This is a genomic window from Microbulbifer maximicatervae (SeqCode) (genome assembly GCF_052467615.1).
The window spans coordinates 4,721,867-4,743,719 of sequence record NZ_CP174319.1; the positions used below are offsets into that span (position 1 = coordinate 4,721,867).

Here is a 21,853-nt window from a genome sequence, read left to right on the forward strand (position 1 = left end):
TTATCCTCGATGGGTGCTGGCTGTTATACGGCGTCGGAAAGGCTGCTGAAGGTGAAGTCGCGCACTTTCAACGCGGGAATCATGGCGGACATGCCCCACATACCCACTCGCTGGGGTACACCCATATCTTCGATATTGTTGAGCATGATTACCGGGCTCTCGTTGAAGCGGAAGTTCTTCACCGGGTATTTGATCTTGCCGTTTTCGATATAGAAGGTGCCGTCGCGGGTGAGGCCGGTCAGGAGCATGGACTGCGGATCGACCATACGGATATACCAGGTGCGGGATACCAAAATACCGCGGCGGGTATTTTTGATCAGTTCTTCGGTGGTTTTATCGCCGCCGATCATAATCAGGTTGTTGGGTTCGGGGACCACTTCGCCTTTGCTTTGCTCGGCCCAGTAGCGGCTGCGCGCCAGGTTTTTCACTACGCCGTCTTTCACCCATTCGGTGCGTCCCAGCTGCATAAAATCACCGTCGGTCCAGGGTTGAGCCGGCACATCGAGGCTGGTGGGGTCGGAGTAGAAATTTACTCGCTTGTCGAACATCTTCTCGCCGGTACGGTTGCCGCCGCCCTTTTTGCTCATAAAGCTGCGGCCCTCGTCGGCACTGCGCGCATCGAAGCCGCTCATCATGTAACCCACCAGGCCGGACACCGCATTGGGCTCCAGGATCACGGTGTACTTGCCCGGTTCCAGGGCACGGGCTTCCTGGGACAGGACCGCTTTGTCGATGGCGACAGAGGAGGTGCTGCCGGTATTCATTGCACCGAAATCGGTAACGTCACTTTCGGCCCAACCAGAACCCAGGCCATTCTCGGTGCGCATAGTTACAGTGAAATTGGCAGAGGTAGAAGCGTGGTAGCCGAACAAGCCTTTACTGGTGGCGACTGCAGCAAAAGAACGCTGGTCTTCCAGGTAACCTGCGGCAACCACTTTCTTTTCCTTGGCTGCAATAATGGAATCTGCCGCAGCCTTGGCGCGCTGGTCTGGAGTGATATCTGCAGTGGACTTGGCGAAGCCGTCTACGCTGACATATTTCTGCGGTCCCAGCATCGGCATGGCTTCCGGGTTTTCCGGAGATAGCTTGGCCAACTCTTCGGCGCGACGCATCACTTTTTCGAGTGAGGCATCACTGAATTCATTGATAGTGGCCACACCGGATTTCTTGCCGAAACGGGCTTCTACGGCCAGCTCGATATCATTGACGATACCACTGGTGGAAACGCTGTTGCGCGCGTAGCGAATATTGCCGGTTTCGCTGCCGGCCAGCTGCGCGCTGGCTTCATCGGCGCGGCTGTATTTTAAAACCTTGTCGAGAATACGCTTCGCTTCACTTCTACTCAGAATGGCCATTGCCTTTTCTCCAATTACTTATTCTTGTGCGCCGCTCAGGAAATCTTGCGCTTGGTATTGATTACATTAATTTGGTCAAAACGGGTGGTGGAACAGCCGTGGGAGACTGCACTCACCTGGCTCGGCTGGCCCTTGCCATCGAAGAAGGTTCCGCCCAAGCGGTAATCGCTGCTGTCGCATATCGCCGAGCAGGAATTCCAGAATTCCTGGGTATTGGACTGGTAGGCGACGTCCTCAACCTGGCCGACGATCTCGCCGTTTTTGATCTCGTAGAACAGCTGCCCGCCGAATTGGAAATTGTAGCGCTGCTGGTCGATGGAATAAGAGCCGCGTCCGACAATGTAAATGCCTTTTTCCACATCGCGGATCATGTCTTTGGCTGAGTACTTCTTCTCGCCCGGAGCCAGGGAGACATTGGGCATGCGCTGGAACTGCACACTGGACCAGCTATCGCCATAGCTACAACCGTGGGATTCCTTTTGGTCGATCATATGCACCTGATCGCGGGTAGCCTGGTAGTTCACCAGGATGCCGTCTTTTACCAAGTCCCAACGCTTGGTTTTTACCCCCTCGTCGTCATAGGCGACGGCTCCGAGGGAGCCCGGTTGCACCTTGTCGGCAAACAGGGTGACCTTATCGCTGCCGTACTGGAATTTACCGCTGCGCCACTTATCCAGGGTGGCGAAGGACGTTCCCGCGTAGTTGGCCTCGTAACCCAGCACGCGGTCCAGCTCTAGTGGGTGACCCACAGATTCATGGATGGTCAGGCACAGATGCGAGGGTTCCAGTACCAAATCGTACTTGCCCGGATCGATGGACTTGGCTGATAGCTTGGCTTGGGCCTGCTCGGCTGCAAGCACTGCATCCTCGGCCATATCATAGGAAGCTTTGTAGAGCGTGGTCTGACCGCGAATCTTGTCTTTGTCGTGACCGGCCAGGTATTCATAGCCTCTCCCCACTGGGTCACTGAGACCGTTGCGAGTCTTGAAAGCACCGCTCTGTTTATCAACAGCGGTCACCTGCATAGGTGCCCATAGGCGATGGACATCCTGGTCAATATAGGAGCCGTCGCTAGAAGCAAAGTACTTTTGCTCATTCACCAAATACAGGGAAGAGCGGATATAGCTGGCCCCAGCTTTGAGTGCCCCATTGTTAACATCCATCAGGAAATCGACTTTTTCACTGATGGGGACCTGCAGGGCATTTTGTTCGATAGGTGTCTGCCAGGAAACCTCGCCCACGCCTTTTACCGGTGCCAAACGCACGGGCTCGGTTTGGTACTTGGCATTGGCCTTAGCTACGGCAACTGCTTGGCGCGCGGCAAGGGCGACGCCATCCGCTGTAAGGTCGTTGGTGGCGGCGAAGCCCCAGGTACCATTGGCGATCACACGAATACCAGCGCCAAGGGATTCTGTGTTGACGATATTCTCCACGTTGGTTTCGCGGGTCATAACGTACTGGTTCAGATAGCGGCCGATACGCACATCGGTATAACTGGCCCCGGCTTTGCGCGCGGTATTCAGGACTACATCAGCCAGGTGTCTTTTATGGGAGCTGTGCATGCCCTCATTGAGCAGCTGCTCGGCGCTGACCTGAATGCCCTGTAGCGGCAACAAAATACCACTGGAGCCGACGCCGGCGATCTTGAGGAATTTTCTTCTTTCCATTGGCTACCTTTACCCCACGAGAGCATGAGCACTCTCTGCGGGTACTTATTGTTATTACGACTGACGCTGGAGGCCTTATGTGCACGGAGGTCAGACTTTGGATACGCACAACTAACAGGACCAACCTAAAGTTGTAAAGTACTCGCTCGGTAAAGTGAAGTTTCGTAGGGGTAAGACGTTGTGAGGGTGGAAAGGGATTCAAAGAGCAGCATTTCTTCGAACTTTGTCGAAAGTAAAATCTTTAAGCAGGATACCGTTGCGGTAAACGGGCCTCAGCAGGTTAGCCTCTGATTTTAGGTCGCTCTGCACAATAGTTCGAAGTGCACCATCATCGCCGCGAATCAACGCAAGGCGGCCCCCCTTGGACCTTTTCTCGGGTCCGGTTCTCGGATTCTTAAAAATATCGTACCAACTGCCATTGATACAGATAGCGCTGGCTTTCATTGCAAACCCCATCATATCGCGGTCAACTTTTTGTAGTAATCCTCCTCCCATACCAAAGGTCAGATTTTCTGTGCTTTGATTGTTTTCTTTCATTGCTTGGAGAATTTTCGGGATTACAAATCGGGTGATACCGTCTCCTTGTATAACCCGAATAAAGGGGGGGAGTAATCGATACCCTTTTTTATTCTTCTGCGAGCCAAATATCCGCATCAACCTTTCTATTGCTTCTATCACGATTTCTTCTGGGTTGCCGGAGTCAGGCCTTATTACTAATGTGCCGCCACCGTGAGTAACTTTATCCTTTAATTTTTTTCCCCAGATATTTTCTATAGCATTCCATAAATCATAGCTATCGCTGACAACAGCCACAGTTTTTCCTTCCCCAGAAAATTGCTCAAGTATATTACGGTAAGCATCTTCCTCATGCTGCTGTCCCCAAGCGATAATTGTGCTGTGTTCAGCGGCGGGAATGGAAGCTCCAGGTACAGCGGCGTTGTAAAATCTTTTTGCGGCTAATATTCCGGATATCGTATCAGTCCCCTTAAAATTAACTAAATGAGCCATGCCTCCCAGCATGGCTGTTTCGAGACTGCTGGCTCCCCGAGCCCCGAAATCATGTAAACGAAATTCCAGCGTATCCAGATTTTCCGCTGTTTCAAATAAATACTGTGAGATAATTTTCTTTATTTCGCGGCTCTGGGTAGCTACGGTTGATGGATACCAGATGCTCCGTAAAAGTGCAGTTTCAATATAAGTGGTGAGCCAAAAGCAGGAGGGGCAGGTATTTACAACCTGAGCTAAAACATTGGTTACTGGAATGACTTGTCCTTCTTCTATCGCTGCAATTTCAAGGGGCATTAAACCATTGTGGTCATTTAAAATATGATTCCATCCATCACGGTTAAATGGTAGTCCATGGGGGGTTAAAATATTTTCAGCTTCATCAATTTGATGAGAACTGATGGGGGTGCTCAGGTATTGCTTGATAAACGCCTGCAAGCCAAAGAATACCGTCGACGTAAATTCTCCACCACGACACTCTACATAACTACTAATATGTGATGTTCCTGGGGGGTACTGCAGATAATGACTAGTTTTATAGCTATCGACATTGAGAATAGGATTTTCCAAGCACTGAAAGGATGAATTAGAACTGGGCGCGTTCATATTTTCAAAACCATAAGTTGGCGTTGATTTTATGTTACTATTTACCTGCTGTTATAGCGTGTAATTGATTTTTGAATTGTATGCCAACCACAATGTTCAGTTTTACAGCGCTAATAGCTGCTACTTTAGCAAAGCATAAAAGCAAGCGACCCACGTTTAAAAACTTGTCATCCACTCATTTTACCTTCTATTGATTGACCTACTCTATTGGTATGTGTACATTTATATGCATGTGAGGCAAAGGAACGTCATGCTCAATGAACTCCAGTAAATTTCGGCGTGTTTATCGGCGGATGACTATGCCTACCTTGGTGTCGATCGATTGCAGTAGCGCTGTCACACAAAGTAAAAAATGCGTAAATTGGTTGCTGTAGAGAGAGGTTCGGCAGAGCAAAAAAATCTGCCCGGTCATAACTTTCCTGTGTAGAAGCGTTCCTTCCATTAATGACTTGTTGTTTGGGAAAAAGTCATCGCAGTTTACTAATTTGAATGATATTGGAATTGCTCGTAGAGAATACGGCATTGATATAATTTACTATTGATTCCAATCCTATTGAGCTACTTATAAAAACTCTGCTGCAGACTCGTAATACTTTGCGGAAAAATTGTCTTGCCGTCATAGCAGGAAAGCATAAACAGTATCTTTAGTGAGAGATTGGATACTGTTTCGAGATCATTTGAAGTTTGTAGCTAATAATAAGGTGGATTTTTCTATTTGGGAGCAGGAGATAAGTTATGAGTGAAGGGTTTATAAAGCGCATATCACGTTTAATCTCTGTGTCCGCCAATGCCGTCGTGGACTCGGTTGAAGCCACTGCACCAGAGTCAGTGATGGAGCAGGCAATTCGGGAGGTGGATGATGCAATTGCAGATGTGCGAGATCAGCTAGGGAAGGTGGAGGCATCCAAGTATCTAAACAGTAGAGCGTTAAGCGATGAAAATGCTCGTCATAAGCATTTAGCTGAACAAATTGATATTGCTATAAATGAAGGTCGTGATGATTTGGCTGAAGTCGCCATTGCCAAACAAATGGATATTGAGGCGCAACTTCCAATTTTAGAAAAAGCGATCAATGAAAATGAGATAGAAATAAAGGAACTAGGTTCCTATATTCTTGCCCTGCAAGGTAAGAAACGTGAAATGCGTGAGCAATTACAAGAATTTATTGCAGCCAATAAAAAGGTAAGCAATAGAGTTACTGCCGATGAATATGGCAGGGATAGAAAGCCAAAAGCCCAGGTAGAACAAGCTACCGATGCATTTAATCGAGCAGTAGGTAATATAGCTATATCGACATTTGACTCTGGGATAGATGCCAGCAAATTAGCAGAGCTTGAGGAGTTCGCGCGAAATAATCGTGTGAAAGAACGTTTAGCCAAGATTAAATCGGGGGGCTGATGATATTTTTATTGCAAGACCAAAACCTGATCTTTACTGGTGCGCTGATTTTAATGTTTATGATAGCGCTTCTTGAAGGCGTCATGACATTGATTGGTGTTGGTATTTCAGATTTACTGGATAATTTATTACCAGATTTTGATGTTGACGTGCCAGATACAGGGTTGTCTGGCGGGATGACTAAGATGCTTGGGTGGTTGCGTTTCGGTGAAGTTCCTGCACTTATACTGTTAGTAACTTTTCTGGTTAGCTTTGGAGTCACCGGCCTAGTAGCCCAAATGCTCATAGAGTCTCTTGTTGGATATTTATTGCCAGGCGGTTTACTTGCTGTGGCAGTCTTTTTTCTTGCGCTACCTCAGGTACGTTTTGTTGGCAACATTATGCGGCGCTTTGCTGTGGGTGATGAATCCGAGGCAGTTGAGAGAAATTCCTTTATTGGCCGTGTAGCTATTATTACGATCGGTAAAGCAGAAATCGGTTCACCAGCAGAAGCACGTTTTAGTGATGAATACGGAACTACACATTATGTGATGGTGGAACCGGATGAAAGTGAAACATTTAATCAGGGGGATAAGGTGTTACTGGTTGAAGAGCTGGGAGCACATTTTCGAGTAACACGCCCCAGCAGTATACATCTTATGGAGAATAACTAAATGGAGAATCTAGAAGTGATAGGAAACCTACCGGTTATGGTATTTATTGCCGGGGCTGTACTAGTGGCCTTAATTGTTATTGGAACTATTTTTGCGCGCCTGTATACAAGAGCCTCAAAAGAACGCTCATTTGTGCGTACTGGTATGGGTGGTCAAAAAGTCATAATGAATGGAGGTGCATTGGTACTACCGGTTCTACATGAAATTATTCCTGTGAACATGAATACTTTGCGCCTGGCGGTTTCCCGTAAAGAGCATCAAGCGCTGATCACCAAGGATCGTATGCGTGTTGATGTACTTGCTGAATTTTATCTGCGGGTAAAACCGGATGTAGATGCGATAGCCAATGCTGCACAGACTTTGGGGCTGCGTACTTTAGACCCCGAAGCATTAAAAGAAATGATCGAGGGTAAATTTGTTGATGCGTTACGCTCTGTAGCAGCTGAAATGGAAATGGCCGAATTGCATGAGCAGCGCAGTCAGTTTGTACAAAAAGTTCAGCAGGTAGTTTCCGAAGATCTATTAAAAAATGGATTGGAACTCGAGGCTGTATCTTTGACCGGTTTGGATCAAACCCATAAAGAATTCTTCAATCAGGATAATGTGTTTGATGCTGAGGGCCTCGCCAGCATGACCCGCTCTATTGAGACGCGTCGTAAAGAGGTCAATGATGTCGAGCAGGAAACTATGGTACAGATCGAGAAGAAAAACCTCGAAGCTGAACGCCAAAAGTTAGAAATTGATAAGGAAAAACGTTACGCACACTTGGAGCAACAGCGCGAGCTGGAAAATCGTGAAGCTGCTCAGAAGGCGGATATCGCCCGTGAACAAGCAGAGCAGGAGCGCGCCGCACGCAAGGCTGAAATTGAAGCCCAGCGCGAGGTGAGCCAATCTCAAATTGCTGCGGAACAGGCAACTAAGTTACTGGAAATCGAGAAAGAGCGACGCTTGAAAGAGCAAGAGATTGAAGGTGAGCGTATTCTCGATGAGCAGCGTATTTCCAAAGAGAAATCAGTGGAAATTGCCAAGCAGGAACGTGCAATTGCTGTTGCAGAAAAGTCCAAAGAGCAATCTCTTGCGGACCAACAGGCCAACGTAGCTCGAGCTGAAGCCGTAAAAGCCGAAGAGCAAGTTCGCACGGCTCAGGATGTTGAAGTTGCTGAGCGTGATAAGCGCATTGAAATTATCGAAGCTCAAAAAGTAGCGGAGCGTCAGGCCACGGGTATTAAGGTAATGGCCGATGCAGAGAAAGCAGCTGCAGAGGATAAGGCTGAAGCATTGCGCTTGCAGGCTGCAGCTGAAGCTGAGGCTATTCGTATTAAAGTCGAAGCTGATCGTGAAAAATATGCGGTGGACGCTGAGGGGCAGCGCCTGATGAATGAGGCTTTTAATAGCCTTAATGAGGCCCAGATTGCACTTAAGAAGGTCCTCAGTCTGCACGAAAATCTGCCCAATATTATCCGTGAAAGCGTTAAGCCGATGGAAAGTATTGAGGGAATGAAAATTATCTCTGTTGAAGGCTTAAATGGTGTTGATGGTAGAGCAAGCAGCGGCATTTTAGATGGCGAGGCTGAATCCAAAGGACAAAGCTTGCCTGAGGCTCTGGTGGGTAGTGCTCTAAAACACCGAGCTATGGCGCCGCTGGTAGACTCGCTCTTAAAAGAAGCTGGAGTTGGCGACCTCAATAAGACTACTGAGATTGATAGTTAAAACAACGTACATTTTTTAAATTATATAGTACAAAACTAACTATTGTTTTTAGAAATAAATGATTCTTATAACCCGGTTCTAAATAGATAGATCCGGGTTATTTTTTATTAAGGTACAAAATATGAAGCGCTGTACCAGCTGTAAAGATGGCGTTCTTAAACCAGGATCTATCGAAGAGTTATTTCGTGGATATACCTGTTCTTCCTGTGAGGGTAACTGGATTCTTATTGAAGATTACTTAAGCTGGAAAAGACAAAATCCTGAATACAAATTTTCAGAAGACATTAGTAATCTGAATGATGTAGTTGCCGAAGATACTAAACGAGCTATCCTGTGCCCAGTGTCTGGCTCCATAATGCAAAAGATAAAAATTATTGCTAGTAGTGAGCACCGTATTGATTACAGCACTGTTGTCGGTGGAGTTTGGTTAGATAAAGGCGAGTGGGATTTACTAAAAGCTGAAGGACTTGCTGGCTCACTTAACTTTTTAGTTACTCATGAATGGCAGAAAAAGATCAGGGAGAATAAGGCCCAAGAGACTTTTTCTGAAATGTATCGGAGTAAATTTGGCGATGACTTATATGATAAAGCTAAAGAAGTTCGCAAGTGGCTTAATTCAACCGAACAGAAAGCAGATGTTTTGGCCTATTTAAATGCGGAAGATCCTTACTCTGCTGAACGTTAACGCCTAATCAATATGTCCTGTTCCAGGGAGGCTGACTAACGTGGCTTCCCTAGAATATTAGCTCCATTGTACTCTCATGTAAAAACAGATTTATTTTCAATCGATCATATCCGAAAAAATTACAGATTTAATTTGATTACATTGTTTTTTTGAATTAATGGAATTTAATTGTCTTGATTTGATAACTGGTTAGCTTATTTTTATGGCGTATTTTTGGAGTCGTATAGGAAGCGCAACTGTTCAATGATAACCTCAAATTCGTTGTTTACTTAAAAAAATAATAGAGACATTTAAATTTAAGGTTAGGTATATGGATATCAAAAAATTATTACTGGCAAGTTTACTATTAGTGGGTGCATCTATTTCGTTGCCTGCGCTATCTGCTAATCTTGTGTGTCAACTCAATGTAAAGTCTGGAGGTCAAGTTTTTGGCAATGGCACCTCTAGCTGCACGGGGATAGACTTTAGTTTTGGAAATTCCACCTCTGGTAAATGGACTATTACGAATATAACCAAGTCTATTGATCGAATAAATTGGATAAAAGGTTGTAGTTCAGGCCTTTCATGCAATGTGACAGTAAGAGCCTATTCAACAAATCAAGGCCAAGCATATATTCACTATGTTGATGGCAGTATTGAGTATGTGAGTGCTGATATGTGGTATGAAACAGGTCATTAACCTGTGGTATTTGGCGCCGAATTTTATGTCGGCGTCAAATATAATATATGTATTGCGGTATGCTTGCTGGACTTAAAGTATAAATGCGCCATATCGAAGTTTAATAATTATCCTCAGTGTCTTCACCTTAATGCTGTTTGTTCCGCATCCTAATGACTCTTAAATTAGGTTGGCGGATTCACTCATCACTGACATATTCTTCTGCTAGTTAATTAAATTATGCATGGCAAAATGCACCATCTTTGGCTTTTATTAAAGCCATGGAATACAAGGACTATTACAAAATACTCGGCCTGGATCGGAGTGCGGATCAGGCACAGATTAAGCGTGCCTATCGAAAATTAGCACGTAAATATCATCCGGATGTCAGTAAAGAGGAGGGCGCCGAAGAACACTTTAAGGAAGTAAATGAGGCCTATGAAGTATTGAAGGACCCAGAGAAGCGAGCTGCTTACGATCAGCTCGGCAGTGGTTTTCAGTCTGGCCAGGATTTCCGACCGCCCCCCAATTGGGACCAGGGTTTTGAGTTTCACGGTGGTGGATATACCGAAGCTGATCCTGAAGCTTTTAGTGACTTCTTTGAAAGCTTGTTTGGCCGCGGCGGGTTTCGTCAGGCTTATGGGCAGGGGCAGCGCCGCTCTTATAGTGCCCAGGGTGAAAATACCTATGCCCGCATCACAGTAGACCTCGAAGATAGTTATCGTGGCGGTACACGCCAAGTAACCTTAAAGCACTCGGTATTGGGTGCAGATGGGCGACCGCAACTGCGTGAGCGCACTCTTAATATAAAAATTCCCAAGGGGATCACTGAAGGGCAACAGATTCGCTTAGCTGGACAGGGTGAGCCTGGCATTGGAGAAGGTAAGCCTGGTGATCTCTACCTGGAAATTGCTTTCAACCCCCATCCCCTTTTCCATACAGAAGGTAAAACGGTTTACCTGGATTTGCCTTTGGCTCCCTGGGAGATAACGCTTGGAGCCAAAGTTCAGGTACCCACTCCCGATGGTCCCATTAAAGTGACCATTCCAGCAAACAGCACCAATGGTAAAAAACTGCGCCTCAAGGGCCGCGGTATCCCGGCAAAGCAGCCGGGGGATATGTATATAGTGATGCAAACTGTTACGCCGCCAGCCACTACTGATATTGAACGCGAGGCATACCGTCAGTTTGGCGACGCATTCAACTTCAATCCGCGTCAGTCCATGGGAGGATAATTGTGATGCCTAAAAAGGTTGAGCAGCTTAGCGGTGTTCTCCTGGATGAAGAGAGTGAGTTAACTTTGAGTGAACTGTGTCGGGCTTGTGGTGTGCCGGCGGAGCGCATTATTGCCTTGGTTGAGGAGGGAATTATTGAGCCGCGTAGCAGGGAAGTGCAGTGGCGCTTTAGCGGAATTTGTGTGCGCCGGGTGCGCCGGGTTTACAGCCTGGAGCGAGATCTGGGGGTAAATCTTGCCGGCGCTGCATTAGCGATAGAGCTGCTGGAAGAAATAGAGCGTCTTCAGGCGCATCTGGCACGGCTGGAGAAAGGTCGAAAACGCTAAGGTTATCTATTGTCTTGCTTGTAGATATGGGCCAATCAGCTCGATCTTCTCAATCCAAATAGCTCCGCTGTACCCTTCGGGCAGAAAACTGAGCTCTTCCGGTGTGTAAATACCGGGCAAGCCCCGCTTACCATTTTTATGGTCCACTGCCATCACCAAGCTATTGGCTTTGGCTACTCGTTCAGAGTAGCGGTTGGGCCAACCCCACAAAGCCCATCGCCAGGTATTGGGTGCAACAACAATGCTGTTTCGGCAAGACTCGGGAAAGTAGCCACTCCAACCGAACAGTGCATATTGCAAAGCACATTGTTTGGCGCTTGTCTTGCTGAAGGCCAATGCATTTGGCCGTAACTGGCGCATCCTTTTAATTGGGCGATCGCCACCGTAGACCATAAGCCGGGAATTAATAGGCAATTGGTGTTGCCGAAGATAGTTATCCAATCGCTCTGCTTCTGTTGGATCATTACTCTTAATATTGATCAGAAACTGCTTGCCGGGAAAGTGCAGCAAGACCTCTTTTAAAGTGGGAAGTAAACCCACCCCCTGGCCACGAAAGGGAAATGTCTTGCCGCCATCAAAGGTATAGCCGTAACCAATATCCAGCTTCTTTAAGTCCTTTATGGACTGTTCCCGGGTGACACCTGTTCCATCCGTGCGGCAGTCTATGGTCCAGTCGTGAAATACCGCGAAGTCGCCATCAGTGGTGGGATGGACATCGATTTCGACAATGTCCGCGCCATGAGAAAAGGCAGCTTCCATAGAGGGAATCGTGTTTTCCAGATAGCGGTGTTCCGGGGTATAGATACGGACTGCGGTGCATTCGTCACGGGTCAAATTATCCCGGTTGTAAGTTTGGTAGACGCCGCGATGGGCAATCAGGATCGGTTCCCCTTGCTGGGCTGTCGCCAGCCAAGAGGCATTGAGTAGGTAAATTGCACCGAGTCCAAATAGGGCCGTTAGCGCTACGGTTTTGCCAATGGTGCTTCTCTTCATCAAGCTGCTCTGCACTTTTCCTTGGAAGGTGTTGCAGATATTAGTCAGTTTTTGGGAAGAGAAATGGGCGCAGAGGTGGCGAATTATGGTGAATTCAGGCAGTAACTATGGGGTGGTGCGGCACCACCCCGAATATTATCAGAGTGCAGCTTTGGTAATGGTTCCCACCAGGTAGCCGGTATATACGAGGTAAGCCATTAGCAGCGCGGAGCCTTCCCAGCGATTGATTCGGCCCTGGCCTTTGAAGCCGTAGGCAAAAATAAACAGGGCAATTGTGAGGCCCAGAACCATCGGCCAGTCCCGGGACAGCACCTCGTGGGGTACGTTGTTCATGGGAGCAATGGTGCCGGCAATGCCAACCACCGCCAGCAGATTGAACATATTGGAGCCGACAACGTTACCGATGGCGATATCGTGCTCACCTTTTCGTGCGGCCACTAAAGTTGCGGCCAGTTCCGGCAGTGAGGTTCCCAGGGCAACAATAGTCAGGCCTATCACCAGGTCACTGACCCCCAAAGATTCGGCAATGGTTACTGCTCCCCATACGAGGATTCGGGAGCTGACAATCAATAGTACCAGCCCCGCTACCAACCAAAATATGGCAGTTCCGAGTGGCATAGGGTTGTCTTCCAGCTCAGTTTCTACTTCTCCCTCAAGCTGGTCACCTTTATTGCGCATGGCAGAAAAGATACTCCAGCCGATCAAGGCGAAGAAACCGAATAACAGAACAATACCCTCCCAGCGCTCCAAGCGGTCATTCCACAGGAAGGCACCACTGAGCAGGGTGATTGTCAGCAGCAGTGGCAGCTCTTTACGCACAATCTTTGAGTGTACCGATAGTGGGATCAGCAGGGCACTGAAACCGAGAATCAAACCGGTATTGGCAATATTGGAACCGTAGGCATTACCCAGGGCGAGGCCGGGGTTGCCATTCAAGGCGGCAATGGCTGAGACCACCATCTCCGGAGCGGAAGTACCGAAGCCGACAATCACCATGCCTATTAACAGTGTGGGCATGCCGCAATGTTTAGCAGTGGCGGCAGCTCCATCCACAAAACGATCGGCACTCCAGACCAGCACAATAAAGCCAGCAATGATGGCAGCAGCGGCGAGAAGCATAGGGGGTCCTCAATAAATACATTCAGGCGGGGTTTTTACCCGACAAACGGGGGCCGATTGTACCGGCTCTGACAAATACAAAAAGGTATTCAGTTATTTGGATGGGCTGTCAGGGGCAAATTAACGTAAATGTCCCGTCAGTCAGATGGTTTCGCTGCCAGTGTGGGCTACAGTCAATGCATGGCCCGGTAAATCTGCAGGGTGATAATGGGATGGCGCGCCTAATCGCAAAATCCCTGAGCTGGTGGAGATGTCGGGTAAATCTACGCGGGTCGCACAAAGCAATGCGCGGCAGATTCCGCGATATCCATGTCACCGGCCGCTAAGCCGGGTATTTAGGAGGCCTTTATGAGACTCAAAGCTTCAATTGGGATACTGGCCGCGGCGATGGTTTTGACCCTGTCTGCCTGCGAACAGCGCAAGAAAGATGAAGGGATGGACGGCAATAAAGGGATGGGCACCGCTGAAACCGGTTGCTGCCAGCATGCCGAAAATGCCTGTGCCGGAGATGTGAGCAAATCCCAGTGCGACCAGATGACCGGCAAGTTTCACAAGGATCATATGTGTCGTACTGATACCGGAAAATGCACGCGTAAATAAGGTCGGCTGTGCATGGGTGTGACGCAACAACTGTGTCGCACCCGGCTCCCGATTACTCTCCCGGTCCTGTTCAAGGACCCGTTGCCAGCTGGTTATTTTCCCAGGCGCTAGCTTTGGAGGCTGGTGACTAAAAGCACACTTCAAGTACTCATTTGTTAGCTGATCCAGAGTTTCTTGACATTAGTTACATCTGCAACTAACTTCGTTTGCGCTTTAAATCCACAATCCGCAGCCCCGCTTTGAAGTGCTGCGATGATAAGAAATGGAGGACCGCATGGCCGACTTATTTGAAAACCCGATGGGACTTAACGGCTTCGAATTCGTAGAGTTTACAGCGCCGGAAAAAGGCATCCTTGAAACCGTTTTTACCGCCATGGGCTTTGAGAAAATCGCCCGTCACCGCTCCAAGGCAGTGGAGTTGTGGCGCCAGGGTGATATCAACTTTATCACCAATTACGAGCCTGACAGCCACGCCTATTACTACGCCCAGGAGCACGGTCCCTCCGCTTGTGGCCTGGCCTTCCGCGTAAAAGATGCCAAGTTCGCCTACGAAGAGGCTCTGCGTAAAGGTGCACAGCCTGTTCATGTGAATACCGGCCCGATGGAACTGCACCTGCCGGCAATCAAAGGTATTGGCGGTGCGACCCTGTACATGATTGACCGCTACGAAGATGGTGAGTCCATCTACGATATCGACTTTATCTGGGAAGAGGGCGTAGAGCGCCGCCCCGAAGGTTGTGGTTTCCACACTCTGGATCACCTTACCCACAACGTGTATCGCGGCCGTATGGATTACTGGGCCAAGTATTACGAAGACCTGTTCAACTTCCGCGAGATTCGTTACTTCGATATCAAGGGTGAATACACCGGCCTGCTGTCCAAGGCGATGACCGCACCGGACGGCAAGATCCGTATTCCGCTGAACGAAGAGGCAGCTGGTGGCGGCGGCCAGATCGAAGAGTTCCTGATGAAGTACAACGGCGAAGGTATCCAGCATATCGCCTTTGCCTGTGATGACTTAATTGCCTGTTGGGATCGCCTGAAAGAGCGCGGCATGGAGTTTATGACCCCGCCGCCGGACACTTACTACGAAATGCTGGAAGAGCGCCTTCCTGGACACGGTGAACCTACTGAAGAATTCCAGAGCCGTGGCATCCTGCTGGATGGCACCACTGAGGGCGGCCAACCGCGTCTGTTGCTGCAGATTTTCTCCGCCAATATGCTCGGCCCGGTATTCTTTGAGTTTATCCAGCGCAAGGAAGATGAAGGGTTTGGTGAGGGTAACTTTAAGGCCCTGTTCGAATCCATTGAGCGCGACCAGCTCAAGCGTGGCGTCATTAAAGAAAAGGAATAATAACGGAGGCTTCAATGGGCATTAAGCGCATTCACCACGTGGCGTATCGCTGTAGGGACGCCAAGGAGACCGTGGAATTCTACCGCGATCTTCTCGGCATGGACTTCCAGCTGGCCATTGCCGAAAACGAGGTACCCTCAACCGGTGAGCCGGACCCTTACATGCACATCTTTATGGATGCGGGTATGGGGAATGTGCTTGCCTTCTTCGAAATCCCCAACTCCCCAGAGATGGGGCGCGATGAGAACACACCCAAATGGGTGCAGCATATCGCTTTCGAAGTGGAGTCCATGGAGGAAATGCTTGAGACCAAAGCACGACTGGAAGCGGCCGGGGTCGACGTACTCGGCCCTACCAATCACACTATCTTCCAGTCGATCTACTTCTTCGACCCCAACGGCCATCGTATCGAGCTGGCCGCCAATACCGCCAAGCCCGGTATGCACAAAGAGCTGAAGCGGGTTGCTGAGGATATGTTGGAAGAGTGGTCACGTACTAAAAAAGCCCCAAGGCACGCCGCCTGGATGCATGGGGAAGAAGAATTTGTGGAAAAAACTGAAGGGGAGGCACAGTGAAGTTAGCCAGCCTTAAATCCGGCCGCGATGGCCAATTGGTTGTTGTTAGCGACGATCTTACCCGTATGGTGCCAGCTGGCGATATTGCCCCCACCATGCAGAGTGCGTTGGACAATTGGGCATCAGTCAGCAGCGAGTTGGAGAAGCTACACGAACGCCTGCAAAGTGGCGAGATTCAAGGGGAAGCCTTTGACCAAACTCTGTGTGCTTCGCCTTTACCGCGCGCATATCACTGGGCCGACGGTAGTGCTTACGTGAATCATGTTGAGCTGGTGCGCAAAGCCCGCGGTGCCGAGGTGCCGGAGAGCTTCTACAGCGATCCGCTCATGTATCAAGGTGGTTCCGATACCTTCCTGGATCCACGCGAGCCGGTAAAGATGCCGCAAAGCAATGGCTTTGGCATCGACTTCGAGGCAGAAATTGCCGTGATCACCGACGATGTTCCTATGGGGGTGTCCGCTGAGGATGCACTGTCCCATATCAAGTTGGTAATGTTGGTCAATGATGTATCCCTGCGCGGATTGATACCTGCGGAGCTGGCCAAAGGATTTGGTTTCTACCAGTCCAAACCCTCTAGTGCTTTCTCCCCTGTTTGTGTAACCCCTGAACAGCTGGGTGAAAACTGGAGCGAGGGTAAATTGCATCTGCCACTGGTTTCCCATCTGAATGGTGAGAAGTTTGGCGAGCCCAATGCCGGTGTGGATATGACCTTCCACTTTGGGCAATTGGTCGCCCATGCGGCCAGAACTCGTCCACTTTGCGCAGGCACCATTATTGGCTCTGGAACGGTGTCCAATAAGTTGGATGGCGGCCCCGGTAAGCCTGTAGCAGAAGGCGGTGTCGGTTACAGCTGTATTGCCGAGATTCGCATGATTGAGACCATCCAGAATGGCTCTGCAAGCACGCCATTTATGGACTTTGGAAATACCATTTCCATCGAAATGCTCGACGATCAAGGGCAATCTATCTTTGGACGTATTGAGCAGACTGTAGAGCAGGTTTAACACCGCTTAGCCAAACCTCGACCGGATTTCATCCCCTGGAGTTAACGACCTAGGGACAGAATTTGGTCGAGGTATCCTACCTACCACTTTGCTGTTGAATCATTCCTGCCTAAATTTTTTACAACCAACTTAGTAGTACTGTATTGAGTGGCTAAAAGTGTGCTGGCAAAGAGACCGGCACAGGCGTTGTTACTTAGTTTTTTATGCAATTTATTGCATAGCTTTTTACTTGCACACCTACTTTAGCAGTTTGTTGTTACAAGCCACTTTTTTAAACTGATGAGTTTTGTAAAAGTGTACTTTCTATAAATTGCTATGTGTCCTATTTGAGATTAAGAATGATAAATATTTATAAGTAAAAATATCTTCTTATCTCTATTTTGTCTTCCCAGTTGGAAACGGCTAAATATTGTTTGTTGCTAGATTATTTTCGGCTAATAGATTTCAACAAAGTAGGATTCAGGCAAGATTAACGCTAGATAAAAAAATAGTGCCAGAGTCGATTTAAAAAGCGCTTTTATACTCTGTTGGCCCTGGAACTTTTCTGGTTCAATGCCCGCCCAATTCACAGGCGCTACAAATTTTCAGTTTTTAAAAAAGGATTTGTGCAGCGTTTTTATCTCATAAAATGAGGGATCGAATATGCCTATTTGGGTCGATAAAACCGTTCTCGCTGTAACTGGAACACGCGTAAACCCCGTACAACAATCTGTAGCCAATCATCGGGGTCAACTGACATACAACTTCAGCCAGTGTAAGGATCCGGTAAAAGCACAAATCACTATTCACGAAGATACTTCCGGTGGTGTTTGTGAAGCGCTTTCCGCTTTTTGGATCAAGTATCACTCTGATGGAGGGAGCTTGTGGGATTGGTTAATGCCGGCGGGTGCACTGGATGAACAGCACTTATTTCACGTAATGACCCTGCAACAGGCGGGTACACAGAATAACCAAGACGCAACTACAGAAGCCTGGCTCAGCACACAGAATATTTTTCCCACCAGTCAAAATGTATTTGGTGGTGCTTTCCCGAATGGCCGGGGAGGAAATACTATTCGGGGTATTCATCATTCCCGTAGAGCGCAAGGCCAGAGTGGCGTTTTCTCTCCCAATGCTTTGGCAAGGGAGATTATTTTGGATCAGACGGGCGGTGCTGGTTGCTATAAGAAGATAGGTCTTGATGGCACTTTTGCAGGTCATGCAATGGCTGCCTGGGTTGCGCAGGACATTACTTTTTTTGACCCCAACTTTGGTGAATTCTGGTTCGAATCCAGAAATTCATTCTTCAATTGGTTTACCCAATCATTTTGGCATAACTCTATGTATTCAGTAGGGCTAAGCGGTGGCTATGAAGTTCGCTCTTACGCTCGCCGCACATAAATTGGCAGTAGCTGTTTTTAGTGGTTAGCAATCCACTACCAATTTTTTCCTCTTAGCCCTTCCCCCATGGGCGCTCGGCAGCCGGGTTCACCCGGCTGCCTTTTTTAGTTATTACCACTTCTACCTATTTCACTTCTTATCATTGACTCATTTTCAAGTCGTAATTATCTGGAGGTAATAAGCTCTATCTCTGGAAAGATAAAATCAAATGTCGCCAACTACAAAAAAATATTTCCGTTTAGATAGTTTCCATGTCATAGGTCAATTTTTTTGCACCAAAAATAGTACCAGAGTCGAATTAAAGGACCTGTGTAATCTGACTGGCAAGAGTAGTTGGGTCTGTTCTAGCATGAAATTAATCGTAAATAGCCATGATATTCTTACCCATAAAAAATAGTGCCAGAGTCAAATAAATATTTGCGCCTCAATCTATTTCGAACTGCTATCTATGGCCTGAGAAAAGAGTGCCAGAGTCGATTTTAAAAAAAAATGGACACCTATCTGCCCTGTAATTTTTCTGTTTCAATCTAATGCATATACCGGAAAGCACTTCTCAGAAGTAGTTAACTAATCGCTGAATAAGTGTTTCTACATTGTGAATACAGGGGAGATGGACATGCCGATTTGGTTTGATAAAACAGTACTTGCACTTACCGGGACAAGGGTTGGTCCTGTTCAGCGATCTGTGGCCCAGCACGGTGGCACACTTCAATATAATTTCAGTCAGTGTTTGGATCCGGTGAAGGCACAGATCACCATACACCAGGATACTGCTGGCGGAGTCTGTGAATCCCTGAGTGCCCACTGGATCAAATTTCACGCAGAGGATGGAAGCCTTTGGAATTGGCTCTTCCCCAATAATACATTGAGTGAGCAGCATCTTTTCCATGTGATGACCTTGCACCAGATTGGTGGAAATGCACCAAACCAGGATCAGGTCTCAGAGACGTGGCTGCAATCTCACAATATTCTGCCTCTTCAGAATAATGGCGGTGTGGGTATTGCTGGGCCAAATGGTCAGCGCCAAATTCACGTGGTCACAGGCCCTCGTTTAGATCGTGGGCAAACTACTATGCGCAACTCTGCAGCGCTTGCCGATGAAATTATTAGGGAGCCGACGAGAAGCGCTGGCTCTTACAAGAAAATCGGTATTTCAGGTAAGGTGGGTGCCCACGCCATGGCAGCCTGGGTTGCGGAAGATGTGTTGTTTTTCGACCCAAATTTTGGAGAATTCTGGTTCCCAACCAAGAACGCATTCCGCAACTGGTTTGTAAACTCTTTCTGGAATACATCTATGTATGCCATTGGTCTGAGTGGGAGCTATGACGTGCGCTGTTATGCGCATGCCACCTAAGTTGCCAGCCAACTGATTGACCGCTTGGTGGAGGAAATTATACTCCTCCACCCTGCTTGTGGCGGTATGTCTATTCCGCTGAGTCACTATTATCCATCCTTCGTGTATAGTGCTGGTACAAGCTTGCCACGCCTACTCTGTAGGGTAACTAAAAGAGCAAGCTCTGTTGTTCTTTTTAGATGCCAACAGCACTACGGAGCCAAGGGTGAAATTCAAGAAATCACTTACCTACTACCTCAAGTCCCTAACAGGACCGCTTATTGCCACTAGCCTATTGATGCCCTCAGCCTGGGCAGCAACTGCTACAGAAGAGCTTCAAAGTGTTCTTAAGGATCACTGGCAATACACGCTGAGAGAAGACCCGATTACTGCCGGGCGAGTTGGCGTTTCCGATTACAATCGAGAACTGCCCGGGGTAACTGCAGAGGATCGTCAACGTCGTATAGAGGCTGAGCAGGCCTTTATCCGGCGCCTTGAGGCTATCGATCAAAGTAAGTTAAGTGCTTCAGACCGCGTCAATAGTGAGCTTCTCTCTTGGGTTCTTGCCAGCTCAGTTGAGGAAGAGGAACTGTTTCTCGACCGAATTCCCCTAAACACCTTCTCAAGTTTTTACGCAAGTGCGCTTGAGGCAAATAGTGGTTTGGCGATGAGGGATATCGCCGATTACGAGGACTATATTGCCCGTATCGGTGAATTTGGTCGCTACTTCGATGAGAACATTGCCAATATGCGCGAAGGTATTCGCTCTGGCTTTGTGTTGCCCAAAATCGTTGTAGAAGGTATAGCGCCAACTGTTCGCGCTCAAGTATATAAAGATCCCAGTAAAAGCAGCTTGTATAAGCCTTTTGCTGAGATGCCGAAAAACATCGCGCCCGATGATCAGAAGCGTCTGCGAGAGCAGGGCTTAGCTGTGATTAAGCAAGTAGCTATTCCCGCATTTGGACGAGTAGCGGATTTCCTTGAGGGCGACTACCTGAAGGCGGCCACAAAGACTTTGGGTGCTGAACAGATGCCTGGTGGTAGTGACTACTATCGCCACAACATCCGCTACTACGTGACCCTGGATCTGGACCCTGCGGAGATTCATCGCACGGGCCTTGCAGAAGTGAAGAGAATCCGTGCGGAAATGAAAGCCCTGATCAAGGAGTCAGGCTTTAAGGGCAGCTTTACAGAATTCACCCAATTCCTGCGCACAGACCCACAGTTTTACGCTAAAACGCCGGAACAGCTGCTCAAGGAAACGGCCTATATATCCAAGCGTATTGACTATGTATTGCCGGAGTTCTTTAACTTACTGCCGCGTACTCCCTATGGCGTGGTACCAGTTCCCAGTGAAATAGCACCTAACTACACTACGGCCTCCTATAATCCAGCCGCCATTGGCGGTACTCGCGGTGGTGCCTACTGGTTGAATACTCACGGGCTGGACCAGCGTCCCTTGTATGAGCTACCTGCTCTTACCTTGCATGAAGCAGTACCGGGCCATCATTTACAAAATGCTCTCTCGCAAGAGCTTGAGAATGTACCGGACTTTCGTCGCAACCTTTATCTGAGTGCTTATGGAGAAGGTTGGGCCCTTTATTCAGAGCGACTGGGTAAAGAGATGGGACTGTACACCACTCCCTATGAGCACTTTGGGCGACTCAGCTATGAAATGTGGCGTGCCGCACGCCTTGTAATTGATACTGGCATTCATTCTCAGGGGTGGTCACGACAGCAGGCATTAAACTTTCTTTCCAATAATACATCCCTCTCTCCGGCTAATGTACGTGCAGAAGTAGATCGCTATATATCCTGGCCGGGTCAGGCGCTATCTTACAAGATGGGGGAAATTAAAATTCGACAGCTGCGAGCTCTTGCGGAAAAAGAGCTTGGCGATAAGTTTGATTTGCGATCATTTCACGATGCACTGCTAAGTAATGGTGCTTTGCCTCTTTCGATGCTGGAAGAGCGGATGCAGCGCTTTATTGAAGAGCAGAAGTCTGCCTAAGCCTACCCTGAATCCCATTCACAACCTGTGGGTGGGATTCAATCTTTTCAAGATGTCCTCTGTCGTAAGTAAAACTTTCTTTTAGATAGCTGAAAACACAAGCTCCTTTAGTGGCACAAACTGCAATCTTTTTGTCTCATATTTGGAGTGGAGGTTGTGTTGGCAAAAAAGGTCTAATAATCACAC

20 protein-coding genes are annotated in these 21,853 nt (G+C 48.0%); 14 read left to right on the forward strand and 6 right to left on the reverse strand.

Going from position 1 to position 21,853, the window contains the following annotated elements; all coding sequences use genetic code 11:
- Positions 1-23 precede the first annotated feature (23 nt).
- The 4 genes from ACJJIM_RS20855 to ACJJIM_RS20870 all read right to left on the reverse strand — a co-directional run bounded on the left by ACJJIM_RS20855 (position 24) and on the right by ACJJIM_RS20870 (position 4,808).
- Positions 24-1,355, reverse strand: coding sequence for a TldD/PmbA family protein (locus ACJJIM_RS20855; protein WP_413663965.1), 1,332 nt, complete (start codon positions 1,353-1,355; stop codon positions 24-26).
- A gap of 35 nt (positions 1,356-1,390) precedes the next feature.
- Positions 1,391-3,022 (reverse strand): TldD/PmbA family protein, encoded by a 1,632-nt coding sequence (locus ACJJIM_RS20860; RefSeq protein WP_413663966.1) that lies wholly within the window; start codon positions 3,020-3,022, stop codon positions 1,391-1,393.
- Between the two features lie 198 nt (positions 3,023-3,220).
- Entirely contained in the window at positions 3,221-4,633 is a 1,413-nt protein-coding gene (locus ACJJIM_RS20865) for a nicotinate phosphoribosyltransferase (RefSeq protein ID WP_444911872.1), read from the reverse strand.
- A 37-nt stretch (positions 4,634-4,670) separates the two neighbouring features.
- Positions 4,671-4,808, reverse strand: a complete 138-nt coding sequence (locus tag ACJJIM_RS20870) for a hypothetical protein (protein WP_282930454.1) — start codon at positions 4,806-4,808, stop codon at positions 4,671-4,673.
- A 560-nt stretch (positions 4,809-5,368) separates the two neighbouring features.
- Between ACJJIM_RS20870 and ACJJIM_RS20875 the strand changes: the two genes are divergently transcribed.
- The 7 genes from ACJJIM_RS20875 (at position 5,369) to ACJJIM_RS20905 (ending at position 11,298) form a co-directional block, all read left to right on the forward strand.
- On the forward strand, positions 5,369-6,031 hold the full coding sequence (locus ACJJIM_RS20875; RefSeq protein WP_282930453.1) for a PspA/IM30 family protein: 663 nt from the start codon (positions 5,369-5,371) through the stop codon (positions 6,029-6,031).
- Positions 6,031-6,684 (forward strand): YqiJ family protein, encoded by a 654-nt coding sequence (locus ACJJIM_RS20880; RefSeq protein ID WP_282930452.1) that lies wholly within the window; start codon positions 6,031-6,033, stop codon positions 6,682-6,684. The genes ACJJIM_RS20875 and ACJJIM_RS20880 overlap by 1 nt, the downstream gene beginning before the upstream one ends.
- Positions 6,685-8,394, forward strand: a complete 1,710-nt coding sequence (locus tag ACJJIM_RS20885) for a flotillin family protein (protein ID WP_282930451.1) — start codon at positions 6,685-6,687, stop codon at positions 8,392-8,394.
- Between the two features lie 121 nt (positions 8,395-8,515).
- On the forward strand, positions 8,516-9,079 hold the full coding sequence (locus ACJJIM_RS20890; RefSeq protein ID WP_282930450.1) for a TFIIB-type zinc ribbon-containing protein: 564 nt from the start codon (positions 8,516-8,518) through the stop codon (positions 9,077-9,079).
- 310 nt (positions 9,080-9,389) lie between these two features.
- Complete coding sequence (locus tag ACJJIM_RS20895; protein WP_282930449.1) at positions 9,390-9,758, forward strand: hypothetical protein; 369 nt, start codon at positions 9,390-9,392, stop codon at positions 9,756-9,758.
- Between the two features lie 242 nt (positions 9,759-10,000).
- Positions 10,001-10,972 (forward strand): DnaJ C-terminal domain-containing protein, encoded by a 972-nt coding sequence (locus tag ACJJIM_RS20900; protein WP_444911873.1) that lies wholly within the window; start codon positions 10,001-10,003, stop codon positions 10,970-10,972.
- Positions 10,973-10,977: 5 nt separating this feature from the next.
- Entirely contained in the window at positions 10,978-11,298 is a 321-nt protein-coding gene (locus tag ACJJIM_RS20905; protein WP_413665909.1) for a chaperone modulator CbpM, read from the forward strand.
- 6 nt (positions 11,299-11,304) lie between these two features.
- Here ACJJIM_RS20905 and ACJJIM_RS20910 read toward each other — a convergent pair whose 3' ends face one another.
- Both ACJJIM_RS20910 and ACJJIM_RS20915 read right to left on the reverse strand, forming a co-directional pair.
- The gene (locus ACJJIM_RS20910; RefSeq protein ID WP_413663969.1) at positions 11,305-12,291 is read right to left on the reverse strand and encodes a glycerophosphodiester phosphodiesterase family protein; all 987 of its coding nucleotides are present in this window, start codon (positions 12,289-12,291) and stop codon (positions 11,305-11,307) included.
- A gap of 138 nt (positions 12,292-12,429) precedes the next feature.
- Complete coding sequence (locus tag ACJJIM_RS20915; RefSeq protein ID WP_444911874.1) at positions 12,430-13,410, reverse strand: calcium/sodium antiporter; 981 nt, start codon at positions 13,408-13,410, stop codon at positions 12,430-12,432.
- A gap of 348 nt (positions 13,411-13,758) precedes the next feature.
- On the opposite strand from ACJJIM_RS20915, the gene ACJJIM_RS20920 reads away from it, so the two are divergent.
- From ACJJIM_RS20920 to ACJJIM_RS20950, 7 genes are all read left to right on the forward strand, one after another.
- Positions 13,759-14,010 carry a hypothetical protein gene (locus ACJJIM_RS20920; protein ID WP_413663971.1) on the forward strand — a complete coding sequence of 84 codons (252 nt, stop codon included), beginning with the start codon at positions 13,759-13,761 and terminating at the stop codon, positions 14,008-14,010.
- A gap of 274 nt (positions 14,011-14,284) precedes the next feature.
- Complete coding sequence (gene hppD / locus ACJJIM_RS20925; protein WP_413663972.1) at positions 14,285-15,364, forward strand: 4-hydroxyphenylpyruvate dioxygenase; 1,080 nt, start codon at positions 14,285-14,287, stop codon at positions 15,362-15,364.
- A gap of 14 nt (positions 15,365-15,378) precedes the next feature.
- Complete coding sequence (locus ACJJIM_RS20930) at positions 15,379-15,939, forward strand: VOC family protein (protein ID WP_444911875.1); 561 nt, start codon at positions 15,379-15,381, stop codon at positions 15,937-15,939.
- Positions 15,936-16,943, forward strand: coding sequence for a fumarylacetoacetate hydrolase family protein (locus ACJJIM_RS20935; RefSeq protein WP_444911876.1), 1,008 nt, complete (start codon positions 15,936-15,938; stop codon positions 16,941-16,943). Before ACJJIM_RS20930 ends, ACJJIM_RS20935 begins: the two co-directional genes overlap by 4 nt.
- A 642-nt stretch (positions 16,944-17,585) precedes the next feature.
- Positions 17,586-18,323: a YopT-type cysteine protease domain-containing protein gene (locus ACJJIM_RS20940; protein ID WP_413663974.1), complete on the forward strand. Its 738-nt coding sequence runs from the start codon at positions 17,586-17,588 to the stop codon at positions 18,321-18,323.
- Between the two features lie 616 nt (positions 18,324-18,939).
- A complete protein-coding gene (locus tag ACJJIM_RS20945; protein WP_413663975.1) occupies positions 18,940-19,677 on the forward strand; it encodes a YopT-type cysteine protease domain-containing protein in 738 nt (245 codons plus the stop codon).
- A gap of 205 nt (positions 19,678-19,882) precedes the next feature.
- The gene (locus ACJJIM_RS20950; RefSeq protein ID WP_444911877.1) at positions 19,883-21,667 is read left to right on the forward strand and encodes a DUF885 domain-containing protein; all 1,785 of its coding nucleotides are present in this window, start codon (positions 19,883-19,885) and stop codon (positions 21,665-21,667) included.
- Positions 21,668-21,853: the final 186 nt, after the last annotated feature.

Coding starts and splice junctions, on each gene's coding strand:
- ACJJIM_RS20855 (WP_413663965.1), bottom strand. CDS start 1,355: ATGGCCATTCTGAGTAGAAGTGAAGCGAAGCGTATTCTCGACAAGGTT.
- ACJJIM_RS20860 (WP_413663966.1), bottom strand. CDS start 3,022: ATGGAAAGAAGAAAATTCCTCAAGATCGCCGGCGTCGGCTCCAGTGGT.
- ACJJIM_RS20865 (WP_444911872.1), bottom strand. CDS start 4,633: ATGAACGCGCCCAGTTCTAATTCATCCTTTCAGTGCTTGGAAAATCCT.
- ACJJIM_RS20875 (WP_282930453.1), top strand. CDS start 5,369: ATGAGTGAAGGGTTTATAAAGCGCATATCACGTTTAATCTCTGTGTCC.
- ACJJIM_RS20880 (WP_282930452.1), top strand. CDS start 6,031: ATGATATTTTTATTGCAAGACCAAAACCTGATCTTTACTGGTGCGCTG.
- ACJJIM_RS20885 (WP_282930451.1), top strand. CDS start 6,685: ATGGAGAATCTAGAAGTGATAGGAAACCTACCGGTTATGGTATTTATT.
- ACJJIM_RS20890 (WP_282930450.1), top strand. CDS start 8,516: ATGAAGCGCTGTACCAGCTGTAAAGATGGCGTTCTTAAACCAGGATCT.
- ACJJIM_RS20895 (WP_282930449.1), top strand. CDS start 9,390: ATGGATATCAAAAAATTATTACTGGCAAGTTTACTATTAGTGGGTGCA.
- ACJJIM_RS20905 (WP_413665909.1), top strand. CDS start 10,978: ATGCCTAAAAAGGTTGAGCAGCTTAGCGGTGTTCTCCTGGATGAAGAG.
- ACJJIM_RS20910 (WP_413663969.1), bottom strand. CDS start 12,291: ATGAAGAGAAGCACCATTGGCAAAACCGTAGCGCTAACGGCCCTATTT.
- ACJJIM_RS20915 (WP_444911874.1), bottom strand. CDS start 13,410: ATGCTTCTCGCCGCTGCTGCCATCATTGCTGGCTTTATTGTGCTGGTC.
- ACJJIM_RS20920 (WP_413663971.1), top strand. CDS start 13,759: ATGAGACTCAAAGCTTCAATTGGGATACTGGCCGCGGCGATGGTTTTG.
- hppD (WP_413663972.1), top strand. CDS start 14,285: ATGGCCGACTTATTTGAAAACCCGATGGGACTTAACGGCTTCGAATTC.
- ACJJIM_RS20930 (WP_444911875.1), top strand. CDS start 15,379: ATGGGCATTAAGCGCATTCACCACGTGGCGTATCGCTGTAGGGACGCC.
- ACJJIM_RS20940 (WP_413663974.1), top strand. CDS start 17,586: ATGCCTATTTGGGTCGATAAAACCGTTCTCGCTGTAACTGGAACACGC.
- ACJJIM_RS20945 (WP_413663975.1), top strand. CDS start 18,940: ATGCCGATTTGGTTTGATAAAACAGTACTTGCACTTACCGGGACAAGG.